General features: G+C 62.2%; 21 protein-coding genes. 4 read left to right on the top strand and 17 right to left on the bottom strand.

The features are described 5' to 3' along the window. The first annotated feature begins 31 nt into the window (after positions 1-31). Positions 32-346: a quaternary ammonium compound efflux SMR transporter SugE gene (sugE, locus tag M2427_RS13350; protein ID WP_280706770.1), complete on the top strand. Its 315-nt coding sequence runs from the start codon at positions 32-34 to the stop codon at positions 344-346. On the opposite strand, the gene M2427_RS13345 is transcribed toward sugE, so the two are convergent. From M2427_RS13345 to M2427_RS13315, 7 genes are all read right to left on the bottom strand, one after another. Continuing rightward, complete coding sequence (locus M2427_RS13345) at positions 339-1,343, bottom strand: inorganic phosphate transporter (RefSeq protein WP_280706769.1); 1,005 nt, start codon at positions 1,341-1,343, stop codon at positions 339-341. The two genes, sugE and M2427_RS13345, sit on opposite strands and share 8 nt — an antisense overlap. A 14-nt stretch (positions 1,344-1,357) precedes the next feature. After that, positions 1,358-2,002, bottom strand: coding sequence for a DUF47 domain-containing protein (locus M2427_RS13340; protein WP_280706768.1), 645 nt, complete (start codon positions 2,000-2,002; stop codon positions 1,358-1,360). Between the two features lie 155 nt (positions 2,003-2,157). Continuing rightward, positions 2,158-3,126 carry a branched-chain amino acid ABC transporter permease gene (locus tag M2427_RS13335; RefSeq protein WP_280706766.1) on the bottom strand — a complete coding sequence of 323 codons (969 nt, stop codon included), beginning with the start codon at positions 3,124-3,126 and terminating at the stop codon, positions 2,158-2,160. A 1-nt stretch (position 3,127) separates the two neighbouring features. After that, the gene (locus M2427_RS13330) at positions 3,128-3,991 is read right to left on the bottom strand and encodes a branched-chain amino acid ABC transporter permease (RefSeq protein ID WP_280706765.1); all 864 of its coding nucleotides are present in this window, start codon (positions 3,989-3,991) and stop codon (positions 3,128-3,130) included. A 71-nt stretch (positions 3,992-4,062) separates the two neighbouring features. Continuing rightward, the gene (locus tag M2427_RS13325; protein ID WP_280706764.1) at positions 4,063-5,283 is read right to left on the bottom strand and encodes an ABC transporter substrate-binding protein; all 1,221 of its coding nucleotides are present in this window, start codon (positions 5,281-5,283) and stop codon (positions 4,063-4,065) included. A 61-nt stretch (positions 5,284-5,344) separates the two neighbouring features. Next, positions 5,345-6,091, bottom strand: a complete 747-nt coding sequence (locus M2427_RS13320; RefSeq protein ID WP_280706763.1) for an ABC transporter ATP-binding protein — start codon at positions 6,089-6,091, stop codon at positions 5,345-5,347. Continuing rightward, positions 6,084-6,839, bottom strand: coding sequence for an ABC transporter ATP-binding protein (locus M2427_RS13315; RefSeq protein WP_280706762.1), 756 nt, complete (start codon positions 6,837-6,839; stop codon positions 6,084-6,086). Before M2427_RS13315 ends, M2427_RS13320 begins: the two co-directional genes overlap by 8 nt. Before the next feature lie 340 nt (positions 6,840-7,179). Here M2427_RS13315 and M2427_RS13310 point away from each other — a divergent pair, with 340 nt between their 5' ends. Continuing rightward, positions 7,180-7,830, top strand: a complete 651-nt coding sequence (locus M2427_RS13310) for a hypothetical protein (RefSeq protein ID WP_280706761.1) — start codon at positions 7,180-7,182, stop codon at positions 7,828-7,830. Here the strand turns inward: M2427_RS13310 and M2427_RS13305 are convergent. After that, on the bottom strand, positions 7,827-8,192 hold the full coding sequence (locus tag M2427_RS13305; RefSeq protein ID WP_280706760.1) for an ArsC family reductase: 366 nt from the start codon (positions 8,190-8,192) through the stop codon (positions 7,827-7,829). The two genes, M2427_RS13310 and M2427_RS13305, sit on opposite strands and share 4 nt — an antisense overlap. 106 nt (positions 8,193-8,298) lie before the next feature. On the opposite strand from M2427_RS13305, the gene M2427_RS13300 reads away from it, so the two are divergent. Then, a complete protein-coding gene (locus tag M2427_RS13300; RefSeq protein WP_212233243.1) occupies positions 8,299-8,670 on the top strand; it encodes a tRNA-binding protein in 372 nt (123 codons plus the stop codon). Between the two features lie 9 nt (positions 8,671-8,679). Here M2427_RS13300 and M2427_RS13295 read toward each other — a convergent pair whose 3' ends face one another. From M2427_RS13295 to M2427_RS13265, 7 genes are all read right to left on the bottom strand, one after another. Beyond that, positions 8,680-9,384: a glutathione S-transferase N-terminal domain-containing protein gene (locus tag M2427_RS13295; RefSeq protein WP_280706759.1), complete on the bottom strand. Its 705-nt coding sequence runs from the start codon at positions 9,382-9,384 to the stop codon at positions 8,680-8,682. A gap of 77 nt (positions 9,385-9,461) precedes the next feature. Further along, entirely contained in the window at positions 9,462-9,605 is a 144-nt protein-coding gene (locus M2427_RS13290; protein ID WP_280706757.1) for a hypothetical protein, read from the bottom strand. A 115-nt stretch (positions 9,606-9,720) separates the two neighbouring features. Then, positions 9,721-10,386: a DUF429 domain-containing protein gene (locus M2427_RS13285; RefSeq protein WP_280706756.1), complete on the bottom strand. Its 666-nt coding sequence runs from the start codon at positions 10,384-10,386 to the stop codon at positions 9,721-9,723. A 31-nt stretch (positions 10,387-10,417) separates the two neighbouring features. Further along, positions 10,418-10,759 (bottom strand): carboxymuconolactone decarboxylase family protein, encoded by a 342-nt coding sequence (locus M2427_RS13280; RefSeq protein WP_280706755.1) that lies wholly within the window; start codon positions 10,757-10,759, stop codon positions 10,418-10,420. 3 nt (positions 10,760-10,762) lie between these two features. Beyond that, positions 10,763-11,284 carry a sigma-70 family RNA polymerase sigma factor gene (locus M2427_RS13275; protein WP_280706754.1) on the bottom strand — a complete coding sequence of 174 codons (522 nt, stop codon included), beginning with the start codon at positions 11,282-11,284 and terminating at the stop codon, positions 10,763-10,765. Then, a complete protein-coding gene (locus M2427_RS13270; RefSeq protein ID WP_280706753.1) occupies positions 11,281-11,490 on the bottom strand; it encodes a DUF2892 domain-containing protein in 210 nt (69 codons plus the stop codon). The genes M2427_RS13275 and M2427_RS13270 overlap by 4 nt, the downstream gene beginning before the upstream one ends. A 95-nt stretch (positions 11,491-11,585) precedes the next feature. After that, positions 11,586-12,770, bottom strand: coding sequence for a serine hydrolase domain-containing protein (locus M2427_RS13265; RefSeq protein WP_280706752.1), 1,185 nt, complete (start codon positions 12,768-12,770; stop codon positions 11,586-11,588). Positions 12,771-13,016: 246 nt separating this feature from the next. Here M2427_RS13265 and M2427_RS13260 point away from each other — a divergent pair, with 246 nt between their 5' ends. Then, a complete protein-coding gene (locus M2427_RS13260; protein ID WP_280706751.1) occupies positions 13,017-13,577 on the top strand; it encodes a hypothetical protein in 561 nt (186 codons plus the stop codon). Positions 13,578-13,721: 144 nt separating this feature from the next. Here M2427_RS13260 and M2427_RS13255 read toward each other — a convergent pair whose 3' ends face one another. Continuing rightward, positions 13,722-14,414: a GNAT family N-acetyltransferase gene (locus tag M2427_RS13255; protein ID WP_280706750.1), complete on the bottom strand. Its 693-nt coding sequence runs from the start codon at positions 14,412-14,414 to the stop codon at positions 13,722-13,724. A 4-nt stretch (positions 14,415-14,418) separates the two neighbouring features. Continuing rightward, positions 14,419-14,766 carry a Lin0512 family protein gene (locus tag M2427_RS13250; RefSeq protein ID WP_008134681.1) on the bottom strand — a complete coding sequence of 116 codons (348 nt, stop codon included), beginning with the start codon at positions 14,764-14,766 and terminating at the stop codon, positions 14,419-14,421. Between the last annotated feature and the right edge of the window lie 15 nt (positions 14,767-14,781).

The following is a 14,781-nucleotide window of genomic DNA, read 5'->3' as shown; positions in this document are numbered from 1 at the left end:
GGGACGACCCTGCAATGAATGGAGGGTCGTCATGGCCTGGAGCATCCTGTTCGTTGCCGGTCTTCTCGAGATCACCTGGGCGATCGGCCTGAAATATACCGAAGGCTTTTCCAGGCTTGTTCCGTCCGCCATCACGCTTGCCGCGATGGCCGGCAGCGTCATCCTGCTCGGTTTGGCCCTCAAATCGCTGCCGGTCGGAACCGCCTATGCGGTCTGGACCGGGATCGGAGCGGTCGGCACTGCCACGCTCGGGATTTACCTGTTCGGTGAGCCCGCCACCGCGCTCCGCCTCGCCAGCATCGGGCTGATCGTGGCCGGCATCGTCGGGCTGAAGCTCGTTACTTGAAGAGCTGGACCGCCCACCAGCTCAGCGCCGCGACGATGGCCGAGGCCGGGATTGTGATCACCCAGGCATAGACGATCGAGCTCGCGACGTTCCAGCGGACCGCCGAAACGCGCCGGGCTGCACCGACGCCGACAATGGCGCCGGTGATGGTGTGGGTGGTCGAGACCGGAACCCCGAGGAAGGTTGCCATGAACAGGGTCGCGGCGCCGCCGGTTTCGGCACAAAAGCCCTGCATCGGCGTCAGTTTTGTGATGCGCAGGCCCATGGTGCGGACGATGCGCCAGCCTCCCATCAGCGTGCCCAGCGCCATTGCCGCCTGGCAGGACAGCACCACCCAGAATGGCACCGTGAATTCGCCGCCGAGCTGGCCTTGCGAATAAAGCAGCGCCGCGATGATGCCCATGGTCTTTTGCGCATCATTGCCGCCATGGCCGAGCGAATAGAGCGAGGCGGAAGCGAATTGCAGGATACGGAAAGCGCGATCGACTGCAAACGGCGTCGAGCGCACCGAGAGCCATGACACGATGGCAACCAGCATCATCGCAAGCAGGAAGCCGACCAACGGCGAGAGCACGATCGCCAGCACGGTCTTGGACAGGCCGCTCCACACTGCCGCTGAAATCCCCGCCTTGGCCATGCCGCCGCCGACGAGGCCACCAATCAACGCATGCGAGGACGAGGACGGGATGCCGAGCGCCCAGGTCACGAGGTTCCAGACGATGGCACCGACAAGCGCTGCGAAGATCACCTGCGCATCGACGATCGCGGGATCGATGATGCCGGTACCGATGGTCTGGGCTACGTGCAGGCCGAACACCATGAAGGCGACGAAATTGAAGAACGCGGCCCAGAACACCGCGAATTGCGGCCGCAGCACCCGGGTCGAGACGATAGTCGCGATCGAATTTGCGGCGTCGTGCAAGCCGTTCAGGAAGTCGAACAGCAGCGCGACGGCGATCAATCCGATCAGGACAGGGAGACCCAACGCAACATCCACGGCGCGGCCCTGCCCTAAACCTGCTCGATGACGATGCTGTTGATCTCGTTCGCGACGTCGTCGAAGCGATCGGCCACTTTCTCAAGATGGTCGTAGATCTCGACACCGACGATGAAATCCATCGCGTTGCCATTGCGGTGCTTGAGGAACAGCTCCTTCATTCCGATGTCGTGGAGATCGTCGACTCGGCCCTCGAGCTTGGTCAGCTCTTCCGTGATCGCAGTCAGCATCGCAACGTTCTTGCCGATCGCCTGCATCAGCGGCAGCGCGCGTCCGACCAGATTGGCGCATTCGATCAGCAGCGCGCCGATCTCGCGCATCGGCGGCTCGAAGCTGCGGACCTCAAACAGCATCACCGCCTTGGCCGTCTGCTGCATCTGGTCGATGGCATCGTCCATCGAGGTGATGAGGTTCTTGATGTCGCCGCGGTCGAACGGCGTGATGAAGGTGCGTCGCACCGCCGTCAGCACCTCGCGGGTGACGTTATCAGCGTCGTTCTCGAACTGGCTGACGCGCTGGCAATAGACCGGCGTTTCCTCGCCGCCTTTCAGCACGCCCTGGAGTGCGATTGCACCCTGGATCACGGTTTGGGCGTGGCGGTCGAACAGGTCGAAGAACCGTTCTTCCTTGGGCAGGAAAGCGCGAAACCATCGTAGCATGCGGGTAGTCTACCGGTTGGAAATGACAGGCCCGATTGACCTGTCATAAAACCGTCATAGACCATTTTCGATCTGCGGGCGCGTCATCTCGCACCCGTGGGGGCGGATCATCCACCGCTTTCGCGCAATAGGGAAACTGACCTTAGATCAATGCGTTAAAGCGAGCGCCGGAAGTAATGCGCGAATTCTCCGATGACGCCGCGTCGGAAGGTGAGCACGCAGATCACGAAGATCGAGCCCTGGATCACTGTCACCCATTGCCCGAAGCTCGCCAGGTATTGCTGCATGGCGATGATCGCGAAGGCACCGACCACAGGCCCGAAGATGGTGCCGAGACCGCCGACCAGCGTCATCAGCACGACCTCGCCGGACATCGACCAGTGCACGTCAGTGAGCGAAGCATTCTGTGCAACGAACACCTTCAGCGCACCGGCAAAGCCTGCCAGCGTCCCCGACAGGATGAACGCCAGAAACTTGTACTGATCGGTCCGGTAGCCAAGCGAGATGGCGCGCGGCTCGTTCTCACGGATCGACTTCAGGACCTCACCGAACGGTGAGTTGATGATGCGATAGATCAGCAGGAAACCCGCAAGGAAACCGACCATCACCACGTAGTAGAGCACCGTTGGCTTGGACAAATCGAGCACGCCGAACATGTGCCCTTGCGGAATGCCCTGGATGCCGTCCTCGCCGTGAGTAAACGGTGCCTGGAGGTAGATGAAGTACAGGAGCTGCGACAGCGCCAGCGTGATCATCGAGAAATAGATGCCCTGGCGGCGGATCGAAATGTAGCCGGTGATGATCGAGAGCGCGAAAGCCGCGGCAATACCGACCAGAATGCCGAGCTCCGGCGGCAGCGCCCACACCTTCAGCGCATGCGCGCTGCAATAGCCGGCCGTTCCCATGAACATCGCATGGCCAAAAGACAGCAGTCCGCCATAGCCGATCAGAAGATTGAAGGCGCAGGCGAGCAGCGCGAAGCACAGCGCCTGCATCACGAAGAACGGGTAGATGCCGCTGAAAGGCACGGCGGCCAGCAACACCGCCATCACCACGAACAAGATCATCTCGTCGCGCATCGCGCGCGGGGTCACCGGCAGCGTGTCGTCCGTCAAGGCTGTCATATCAGGCTGCCCTTCCCGTCAATCCCGTTGGCTTCACCAAGAGCACCAGCACCATCAGCACGAACACGACGGTGTTGGAGGCCTCGGGGTAGAAATACTTGGTCAGGCCCTCGATCACACCGAGCGCGAAGCCGGTGATGATGGAGCCCATGATCGATCCCATGCCGCCGATCACCACCACCGCGAAGACTACGATGATGAGGTCGGCGCCCATCAGCGGCCGCACCTGATTGATCGGCGCCGAGAGCACGCCGGCGAGCGCGGCGAGGCCCACACCGAGGCCGTAAGTCAGTGTGATCATGCGCGGCACGTTGATGCCGAAGGCGCGCACCAGCGTCGGATTTTCAGTGGCGGCGCGCAAATAAGCGCCAAGCCGCGTCTTCTCGATCAGGAACCAGGTGGCCAGACACACCACCAGCGAGAAGATGACAACCCAGCCGCGATAGACGGGTAAGAACATGAAGCCGAGATTCATGCCGCCCTTGAGCTGATCCGGAATGGCATAAGGCAGGCCGGACGACCCGAAATAGTTCTGGAACACGCCTTGCACGATCAATGCGATGCCGAAGGTCAGAAGCAGGCCATAGAGATGGTCGAGCCCGGTCAGGAATTTCAGCATGGTCCGTTCCAGGATCATGCCGAAGATGCCGACGATGATAGGCGCCAGCAGCAGCGCCCACCAGTAATTGATGCCACCGAGGTTCAGCAGGAAATACGCCATGAAGGCGCCCATCATGTAGAGCGCGCCGTGGGCGAAATTGATGATGTTGAGCATGCCGAAGATCACGGCGAGCCCGAGACTGAGCAGCGCGTAGAACGAGCCGTTGATCAGTCCCACCAGTAGCTGTGCGTAGAGAGCCTGCATCGATCCAGCACCCAGTCCCTTCGGCGTTCCCTAGAGTTGCCCGTCGGCTGGCAGCCGGCGGGCTGTTGGTCTTACTTCTTGAGCAGCGCGCACTTGCTCTCGGACAGCGGCGTAAAGGCCTGGTCGCCCGGCACCGCGCCGACGAGCTTGTAGAAATCCCACGGTCCCTTGGACTCGGAGGGCTTCTTCACCTCGAACAGATAGGCGCTGTGGATGGTGCGGCCGTTGGGCTGGATCTCGCCCTTGCCGAACAGGTCGTCCTCCGTCGGCATCGACTTCATCTTCTCGACGATCTTGACGCCGTCATGCGGATTGCCGCCGAGCGCTTCCAGCGCCTTGAGATAGTGGCGCACGCCCGCATAGACGCCCGCCTGCACCATGGTCGGCGGAGCGCTGTTCTTCATCTTTTCGGCGAAGCGTTTGGAGAAGGCGCGGGTCTGGTCGTTCATGTCCCAGTAAAACGTCTCGGTGAAGTTGAGGCCCTGCGCGGTCTCGAGGCCGATCGCCTTGACGTCGGTGAGGAACAGCAGCAGCGCTGCGAGCTTCTGACCGCCCTTGCCGATGCCGAACTCGGCCGCCTGCTTGATCGTGTTGGTGGTGTCGCCGCCGGCATTGGCAAGACCGATGATCTTGGCCTTGGACGCCTGGGCCTGAAGCAGGAAAGAGGAGAAGTCCGGCGTGTTGAGAGGATGCTTGACCCCGCCGACCACCTTACCGCCATTGGCGGTGACGACCGCGGTGGTGTCACGCTCCAGCGCTGCACCGAAGGCGTAATCCGCGGTCAGGAAGAACCAAGTGTCGCCACCGGCCTTCACAAGCGCCTGGCCGGTGGTATGGGCCAGCATGTAGGTGTCGTAGGTCCAGTGCACAGTGTTGGGCGAGCACTGCGCGTTGGTCAGGTCCGAGGTCGCCGCACCTGAATTGATGTAGACGCCGTTCTTTTCCTTGACGACGTTGTTGACGGCGAGAGCCACGCCGGAGTTCGGCACGTCGACGATGATGTCGACCTTGTCGACGTCGAACCACTGCCGCGCGATCGCGGTGCCGATGTCGGGCTTGTTCTGGTGATCGCCCGAGATGACGTCGATCTTCCAGCCCTTCGCAGCGAGGCCGGAATCTTCAACGGCCATCTGGGCTGCGAGCGTCGAGCCGGGTCCACCGAGATCGGCGTAGAGACCGGACTGATCGGACAGCGCACCGATCTTGACGGTCTTGTCCTGCGCGAAGGCTGCGCCAGCGGTGGTCACCGCCAATGCCGTGCCGAGCAACAACGAAGCAATCGACCTTTTCATGTGACTTCCCTCGTGAATTTTCTCTTCGCCGTTTCTCTTGGCCGCTCCACTTTGGGCCGTCCTAAACGCCGAGATAGGTGTGCAGCTTGTCCATGTTGGCGGCAAGCTCCGCATTCGAAAATCCGTCAATGATCTTGCCGTGCTCGACCACGTAATAGCGGTCGGCAACGGTGGACGCGAAACGGAAGTTCTGCTCGACCAGAAGGATCGTGAAGCCTTCCTTCTTCAGCCGCGCAATGGTGTGGCCGATCTGCTGGATAATGACAGGCGCGAGACCTTCGGTGGGCTCGTCCAGCATCAGGAAGCTCGCGCCGGTGCGCAGGATGCGCGCGATCGCAAGCATCTGCTGCTCGCCGCCGGACAGCTTGGTGCCCTGGCTGTTGAGCCGCTCCTTCAGGTTCGGAAACAGGTCGAATATCTGCTCGAGCGGCAATCCGCCCGGGCGTACCACCGGCGGCAGCAGCAAATTCTCCCGCACGTCGAGACTGGAGAAAATCCCCCGCTCCTCCGGACAGAACGCGATGCCCATGCGCGCGATCTTGTCGGACGTCGCCCGAATGATGTCCTGATCGTTGAATTTGATCGAACCGGCGCGCTTACCGATGATGCCCATGATCGACTTCAGCGTGGTGGTCTTGCCAGCGCCGTTGCGCCCCAGCAACGTCACGACCTCGCCCGCCTTCACGTCGAAATTGATCCCGTGCAGGATGTGGGACTCGCCGTACCAGGCTTGCAGGTTGCGCACCTCGAGGATGTTGCCGCCGGTCGCAGCCTTCACTGGTGCCTCGGCCATTGCAGTTTCAGGCATGACCGGCTCCCAGATAGGCTTCCTTGACGCGCTCGTCCTTGGTGAGGTCGGCGTAATGGCCCTGCGCGAGCACCTGCCCGCGCGTCAGCACGGTGATGATATCGGAGAGATTGGCGACGACGCTCAGATTATGCTCGACCATCAGGATGGTATATTTCGCGGAGATGCGCTTGATCAGCGCCGCGATCTTGTCGATGTCCTCGTGGCCCATGCCTGCCATCGGTTCGTCCAGCAGCATCATCTCCGGATCGAGCGCCAGCGTGGTCGCGATCTCGAGCGCGCGCTTGCGCCCATAGGGCATCTCGACCGCGGGCGTATTGGCAAACTCGCTGAGGCCGACATCGTTGAGCAATTCCAGCGCGCGGTTGTTGAATCGGTTGAGCACCGATTTCGAGCGCCAGAAATCAAACGAGCTGCCATGCTGGCGCTGAAGCGCGACCCGAACGTTTTCCAGCGCGGTCATGTGCGGGAACACGGCCGAGATCTGGAATGAACGAACCAGCCCCATGCGCGCCACATCGGCCGGCGCCATCGCGGTGATGTCCTGTCCCTTGTACAGGATTTTTCCGGCAGACGGTTTGAGGAATTTGGTCAGAAGGTTGAAGCACGTCGTCTTGCCGGCCCCGTTCGGGCCGATCAACGCGTGGATACTCCCACGGCGAACCTTGAGCGCGACGTCGCGGACGGCGAAGAAGCCCGCGAACTCCTTGGTCAAGCCTTCCGTTTCGAGAATGAACTCATCGGCCAAACAGATTTCCCCCCGCCCGCGCAAACAGCGCGTGGCTGTCCTTGTTACTTCGGCTTTCCGGAGGCCTTGGAGCCTTCCCGGAACGCCGCCTCCGGGCGCGGAATATGCCGGAGGTGACGGGGGTTAGGCAAGGCGGAAAGCTGAGCAGGTCAGGCCTTTGACCGGGAGTCTTATGCTCCCTTAGTTGGAGGTTTTCAGACGTCGCCCGCCGGCTTCCCGGTTCGCAAGACACCGGTCATCAAGCCGTCGTTAACGGTCTTTGGTCCCGCGCGCCAGCCTTCATCAAAAATTTTCCCGCTCCGGCGATGATGCCCGGGTTTCGTTCTCCGGGAATTGCATTTTGGATTTCGCCAGCGCCGCTCCCTCCGTCGTCAAGTCGATCAAGCAGCGTGACCTGCTCAACACGTGGCTGCGACTTTATGCGCGCCAGCAGATTGCGCCGGCGATCTGGGAGTATCAGCCCGCGCGGCTCGAGGAAGAGCTGTCCGACCTCATCTATTACACGGTTGACAATTCGACGCCGACGCCGCGCCTGACCATCCAGAGCGAGGGCACGCGTATCTCGCGCGCCTACGGCCATACCGGCAAGGGAGTCCTGCTGGAGGACTATGTCGGGCCGCGGCTCGCGCCCTTCGTGATGCCGGTTTATCGTGAGTGCGTCGCGCGCGGCCTTCCGGTCTACAGCGTCGCCGACGTCGACGACATCTACGGCCGCGTCGTCGCCTATGAACGGCTGCTGCTGCCCTTCTTCACCGACGACAAGGTCAGCCACGTCATCGCCTCGCTCAAGACCTTCTGCGAGGATGGCGGCTTCGAGATCAAGAATCTGATGCGCGGAAATGACGCGCCGCCGCGTCCGAAACTGCGCACGGTGATCGACCGCGACCTGTTTCACCGCGCTCCGGGCCGCATCGCGGCTGCCGAAATTGTCGAATTCGCCGATCAGCCCAGTGGTCCTGGTATCACCGCCGAAATCATCGAGCTGAACTAGCCCTTGCGCGATTTTGCGCTGATTTCCTTGTCATAGATATCGGGCTTGAAACCGACCAGCAGCTTGCCACCGATCTCGAGCACGGGCCGCTTGATCATCGATGGTTGCGCTAGCATCAGCTCCAGCGCCTTCTTTTCCGTCAGGCCTTCCTTGTCCGCATCGGACAGCTTCTTGAAGGTCGTGCCGGCACGATTGAGCAGCGTCTCCCAGCCGAGCTTGTCGCTCCATTGCTTGAGCTTGTCCTTCCCGACGCCCGCGGCCTTGTAGTCATGGAACTCGTAGGCGACGCCATGGGTATCGAGCCAGGCGCGCGCCTTCTTCATGGTGTCGCAGTTCTTGATGCCGTAGATGATGTTGGGCAAGACGATCCTCGCGCATGCGTCGTGACGTGCTATGGCGTTGTACGAAACTCCTGATCGCGCGACAATATTGCGAACGACGCTTTCGACATCCCTGAACGGACCGACCATGCACGTCACCCACGATCCCGCCGCATCAGCCTCGCCAACCATCGACTTCAACACCTTCCTCGCGGTCGATATCCGCGTCGGCACCATCGTCGATGCCAAGCCGTTCCCCGAGGCGCGCAAGCCGGCCTGGCGGCTGTGGATCGACTTCGGCCCTACTATCGGTGTGCGCAAGAGCTCGGCGCAAATCACCGAGAATCATCCGCTCGAAACGCTGGTCGGACAGCAGGTCGCCGCGGTCGTCAATTTCCCGCCGCGCCAGATCGGACCTGTGGTCTCGGAGGTGCTCACGCTCGGCTTCCCCGATGCCGACGGCAAGGTCGTGCTGATGCAGCCGAGCAAGCCGGTGCCGAACGGCGGGCGGCTGTTCTAGCCGGGCAGCTTACGGCCTCTTCGGAATATTGAGCCCTCGCTGAACCGCAGGACGCGCCAGTCCGCGTTCGAGCCAGGCACCGACCGACTTGAACTCGGTAAATGCAACGAGATCGCCGGCGCCGTAGAAGCCGATGAGGTTGCGTACCCAGCCGAGCATGGAAATGTCGGCGATGGTATAGTCGTCATCCATGAACCATTGCCGGCCGGAAAGATGCGCCTCCATCACACCAAGCAGGCGCTTGGACTCATTGACGTAACGCTCGAGCGGACGCTTGTCCTCGTAATCCTTGCCGGCAAATTTGTGGAAGAAGCCGACCTGGCCGAACATCGGCCCAATGCCGCCCATCTGGAAATGCAGCCATTGAAGTGCCTGGTAGCGGCGCGCAGCGTCCAGCGGCAAGAGCTTGCCGGTCTTCTCCGCGAGATATTGCAGGATCGCGCCGGACTCAAACAACGGCAGCGGCTTGCCGCCAGGGCCGTTGGGATCGAGGATCGCCGGGATCTTGCCATTGGGATTCAGTGAGAGGAATTCGACCGTCTTCTGATCGTCCTTGCCGAAGTCGACGAGATGGACCTCATAAGGCAGCCCGATCTCCTCCAGCATGATCGAGACCTTCACACCATTCGGTGTCGGCAGCGAATAGAGCTGAAGCAGCTCGGGGTGCTTGGCAGGCCACCGCTTAGTGATCGGGAAGGCGGACAGATCAGGCATCGGAACCCCGGCTTCGTGCGTGACATGCCGTCTAATCTAGACGCGCGAACGAACGGTGCAAGGCCAAGCTGTCAAAACTACAATGGCCGCAGCAGATGATTGACGACGTAGACCGCTTCCCTTTGTGCGCGTTGTTCTACGAAAAGCTGCCCGGTGATGAGCAATGCTCCGGTGAAAACGAGCGCGAGCATCGCTGTCGCGAACTGGCTGGCATCACGCATCGCGCGAGCTTCTCTCCATCAGGTTCGCACGGGGAACGCGGGACGACCAACGCCAGTTCCTGCATGGTTCAAATAATTTGCCTGTTTTTCCTGCACCTGCCCCTCCGCCGGCGAGTCAGTAATTGATTTCCATCCGCAGTCGGCGTGGATCGATCTCCTCTCCTCCAACACGCTGCGTGCTGTCGCGCGCCGCGACCGCGCAAGCGCAGGCGTCGATCAGATCATCGCGGCCAATGCCGGTGCCATGACGCTGGGTCAGCCACTTTGGCAGGCGCGTGAAGCCGCGCTGGGCCAGCAGCGCGATGCGCTGCTCGCGGCCGTCCAACGATGTTTTTCTTGCAAGCCGGCGTTGCCCTACGAGATTCCAGAAGATCAATTCGGGATGCGCCTCGCCGATCGTGTCTTGCAGTGCCGGCGTCATGATCTCATCGACCTCGCGGATCTTGTCGGCGATATTCCAGAGCTGGGCCGACACGCCCTTCCCTTTGCCCTCGTGCTCCCAATAGTGCCTGTTGGCCGCAGCCATGTCGGGAAATGTCCAGAGGTCGCGGCGGGCCCCGAGAAACACCGCGGGGCCGACCATCTCGCGCGCACGCAAATCGCATTCCCTGTAGCCGCTCGGCTTCAACCCGATCGGCATGTCGATCATCGCGCGTGCATGTGGCATCGCTAGCAAGCGCGTGAGGCCCGGCGAATAGTCGAAGCCGTGCCCGCCACGATCATCGATCCACGCGGCGACCCAGCCGAAGCGAAATCCGTCGAGGCCGAGATAGGTGTTCACGTGTGCGCTTCGGTCTCCAACCAACGCTTGTTCATCCAGCCTCCTTATGCCGCGCGAACAGCCGCTGCGCCAGCAGCGCGTGGCCGAGCGTACCGCCAGCGCGCACTGCTGCCGCAATCAACGACGCTTCCGCGACTTCCTCGCGCGTGGCACCGGCTTTCGCGGCCTGCGCCGTATGGACGTCGAGGCAATAAGCGCATTGCGTGGTGAGCGCGACCGCGAGAGAGATCAGCTCGCGATATTTCGGCGGGATCAATCCGTCCTTGCGCTCGACCGCATGGTTGAACGCGAGGAACGCGTTGGCCTCGACCGGTGCAAGCACGACAAAGGCCGGGATCGATTTCAGATCTTCGGGTGTTTGATAATCGGCCATGGCTTACCTCGTCAGATATTCGCGCATCAAGGCGCGGGCGCGATGCAGGCGCGCCTTTACGGTTTGCCGCGTCGCGCCGAGCGCTTCGGCGATTTCATCGATGGTCATTTCCTTGACGTCGCGCATCAGCGCGACATCGCGATAGTGCGGCGGCAGCGCCTCGAACGCCGCGGCGACGTCGAGCCGTAAATCAGCCTCAGGACGCGCGAGCAACTTGGCCTCCGCCTCGCTTTCGTCGATCGCCGGCGCAAGGCCCGCCTTGCGCGCGAGCCGCAGGCATTCACGGCGGACGACGCTGAACAACCAGGACGAAAAGGCGAGCAGCGAGCGGATCGAGCCGACATGGCGGAACAGGATCCAAAGCGCCTCCTGCGCTGCGTCCTCGGCATCCGCCGAGCTGCGGCAGGTTGCGCGTGCATAGCGGCGAATATCTGGCTGCGCCGTCTCGAGCAGGCGAGTGATCGCCTGGGGATCGCCGAGCCGCGCTGCCTCGAACTGGTCGGGCGATATCGCCGCAGCACTCACGACACACCTCCCCGCCCAATGCCCGCCATCGCGCACATCGGGCAATAGCCGACGAGACCGGTCAGCGCGAAACCGGCGCCGGCAAATGCAACCAGCCATGCCGCGGGGCCGGTGAGATAAACCAAGGCCGCAACCGTCACGCCGATCCCTGCGGCAACCCGCACCGCCTGGTGAAGGCCACCAATGTTCTTCCTGTAAAATGCCATCGCATCCTCCTGATCGAGCCGAGGCGGAATACCTCGACCAGTAGGAGGGCCCGATGGCGCGAAAGGATTCGCTGGGCCGAACAATTTTTCCGCGCTCAGGCTCCGACCGCCTGGTACGCCAGACGCTTGAACTCGAAGAAGAACGGATTCCAGAAGCCCATGTGGCGCTGGGCCATCAGGACGCCCGCGGTATTGGCCGCAGGGCAGATCCACCAATGGGTGCCCGCGAGCCCTCCCCACTGGAATTCGCCGGCGGAGTTCGGTGGATCGAATGGCGTCGGGGCAAAGGTGACGGCGCCGCCAAGGCCAAAGCCCTTGCCTGGTATCGGGCCGAGATTGGCGAAGCGGATCGTCTGGCCCTCCGGCAGCTGGTTGGTCATCATCTGCCGCAGCGTGTCAGGCTTCAGCAGCGCATCCGGCCCGGGCACCAGCGCCTTCACCAGGGCCAGCATGTCAGGCAGGGTCGAAACCAGCCCGCCGCCGCCCGACAGCCGCGGGAATGACCGCCGATAGGCCTGAGGGTAAGGCAGATTCTCGGCTCGCGTGAGGCCAGGCTTCATCGGATCGAGCACGTCGGCGCCGGTGTAGTGCGCAACCAGCCTGCCTTGCTGCGCTTCGGGCACCGCGAAGCCGGTATCGGTCATGCCGAGCGGATCGAAAACTCGTGCCTTGAGGAACGCATCGAGCGGCTTGCCCGAAACGACCTCCACAATGTGGCCGAGCACATCGGTCGCCACGGAATATTCCCAGCTGGTGCCGGGATGATAGGACAGCGGCAGATCGGCGAGCTGGTCGATCATGTCGGTCAGCGGCGTCAGCGGATTGAGCACACCCGCATCGTTGTAGCCTTTGAACAGCACAGATCCCGGATCGAAGATGCCGTAGCTGAGACCGGACGTGTGCGTCAGAAGCTGGCGGATCGTGATCGGGCTTATCGCCGGTTCGACATCGGCAAGGCTGGAAGCCCCCTGCTTCAGCACTTTGCGATTGCCGAGCTGCGGCAGAACTTTTTCGATCGGTTCATCCAGCCCAATGCGGCCCTCCTCCACCAGCAGCATGATCGCAGAGGTGACGAAGATCTTGGTGTTGGAGAACGCCCGGAAGATATGGTCGGGCCGCAGCGCCGTCTTCGCCTCGCGATCGGCAAAGCCGACGCATCGCTGGTCGACGACATCACGGCCACGCAACACCGCCCATGACACGCCGGGAATGATCTCCTGATCGACGTAGCGCTGCATCGCAGTCCGCGCCGCGGAAAAATCTGGTGTCCTGACGTCCATGGATTGGCTCCTCCCCGAGATGATTGCGATGGATATAGCAACGAATCGGCCGGGGGGAAGCCCGCACATGCGAGGCTCCGGCCGAACCGGCCATCCCGCTATTTTTGTTTCGCCACGTGTTCGTCTCCGCGCGAGCAACACAACGAAAACACCAGCAATCCCCGCGGCAAGACCTCGTTAATCGCGCGACCTTTAGCCTCACAGCCATGTTCAGCGTATCTTCAACTCCATCAAGGGTGACCGGCAATGACCTCGATCTCCGCAACGACCACCAATTCCTACTCCCCACTCGACCGCCTTAAGAGCGAGCTCACCAAGGAAGTCTCGGCGGGCACCATCTCGTCGAGCGACGAGTCCGCGCTCTCGTCTGCGCTCAACGACATCGATTCGGCGATGAAGAGCGGCGCATCGAGCTCGAGCTCCTCGTCGCCGCCCTCGGCTGACGAGATGCAGTCCAAGATCGACGACCTCATCCAGAACGAGGTGTCGAACGGCAAGCTGACCAGCAGCCAGGCCAGCGAGCTGAAGAACGTCTTCGCCAATACGTTCTCCGGCAGCGCCGGCGGGCCGCCGCCCCCGTCGGATGGCAGCAGCGCCTCATCGAGCACCAGCAGCACGGACTCGACGTCTTCGACCTCCTCGTCGGATTCCTCGTCCAGCTCGTCTTCGGCCACCACCGCAGAGCTGATGAAGGAGCTGATCTCGCTGCTCCAGAACGCGACCAGCCAGTCGACCTCCTACAGCTCCAGCGGCAACGCTGCGTCCTCCAACGCATCGAGCGCGCTGCTCGTCGACTATTCGACGTGAGGATCAAAGCGCGACTTCATCGTCGCGCTCTGGATTCTTGTTTGAGCATGATCTCCGCGCAAACGCGTTCCGCTGATGTCGCGAGGGAAAACCGCTTCGTACTTTTCCGGATCATGCTGCGGTCCGGCGCATGCCGCCGGGCCGTCACCCCTGCTTCATGAACGCCGTGACGTGCAGGCGGCGACGGAGACGCATGCCCTGCCGCTCGTAGAGTGCGATCGCGGAACTGTTGTTCGAAAACACGTGCAGGAACGGAATTTCGCCGCGCGCCTCGATCTGGCGCGCGACGGCCGCAAGCAGCGCCTGCGCGTAGCCGCGCCCGCGATAATCAGGATGGACGCAGACCGCGGTCATCTCGACGAACTTGCCCGGCTTCATCCGCTCGCCGGTCATCGCGACCAGCTTGCCGCCGTCGCGAATGCCGAGGAACGTCCCGAGCTCATGCGTGCGCGCGGCGAACGGGCCGGGCTTGGTCAGCGCTACGAGCGACATCATTGCGGGCACGTCAGCAGCCCCAAGCCTCACGATCTCGGCGTCACGCAACGGACTATCGGCGGGCGAGCCGATCATCTGATCACCGCTCTGTGCAATCACGACGTTGAACCCAGCGGGGACCTCGACCGGCTCCGGTGTGAACAGCGCGGCAACCTGCGAAGGCGCCATGAGATCGCCGAGCGCAGCAAAGCTTGCCGCCGACATGTCCACCATGTCGGCGAACGGTGTCATGTCCACGGGATAGCGCAACGCCCGAGGGCCTCCCTCCGCCAGATGCTTCTGGCTCGTCGTCAACGCGCTCCAGATCGGACGATCCAGCAACGCTTCACTGCTGTCGGACACCGGCTCAGTCCTTGTCGAAGCTGACGATGACAGCGGCGTTGGCAATGAGGATAGGATCGTTGGCCACTTCCGTGGCCGAGGGAATTTCGAGGCCGCCCTTGACTGCGGTAACGGTCACGGTGCCGTAGGGAAGCTCCTTCGCAACCGCCTCCTTGTCGACAGCCTCGGGATTGGGCACGCCGATGGTGACGTCGACGAACATGTCGTTCGCGGTCTTGCCGATCATCCGGAAGAAGCCAAGGCTCGAATGCCTGATGGCATCCGACACGGCGCGCTTCGCCGCCTTGGTGGCGTCCCGGCCGTGGACGTCGACGCCCATGCCCATCTCGGTGATACAGCGAACGCGAGTCATGTCTTATTCCTGTGG

This window comes from Bradyrhizobium sp. BR13661, assembly GCF_029892425.1.
GTDB lineage: Bacteria > Pseudomonadota > Alphaproteobacteria > Rhizobiales > Xanthobacteraceae > Bradyrhizobium.
This window is presented reverse-complemented; position numbering and strand designations above follow the sequence as displayed.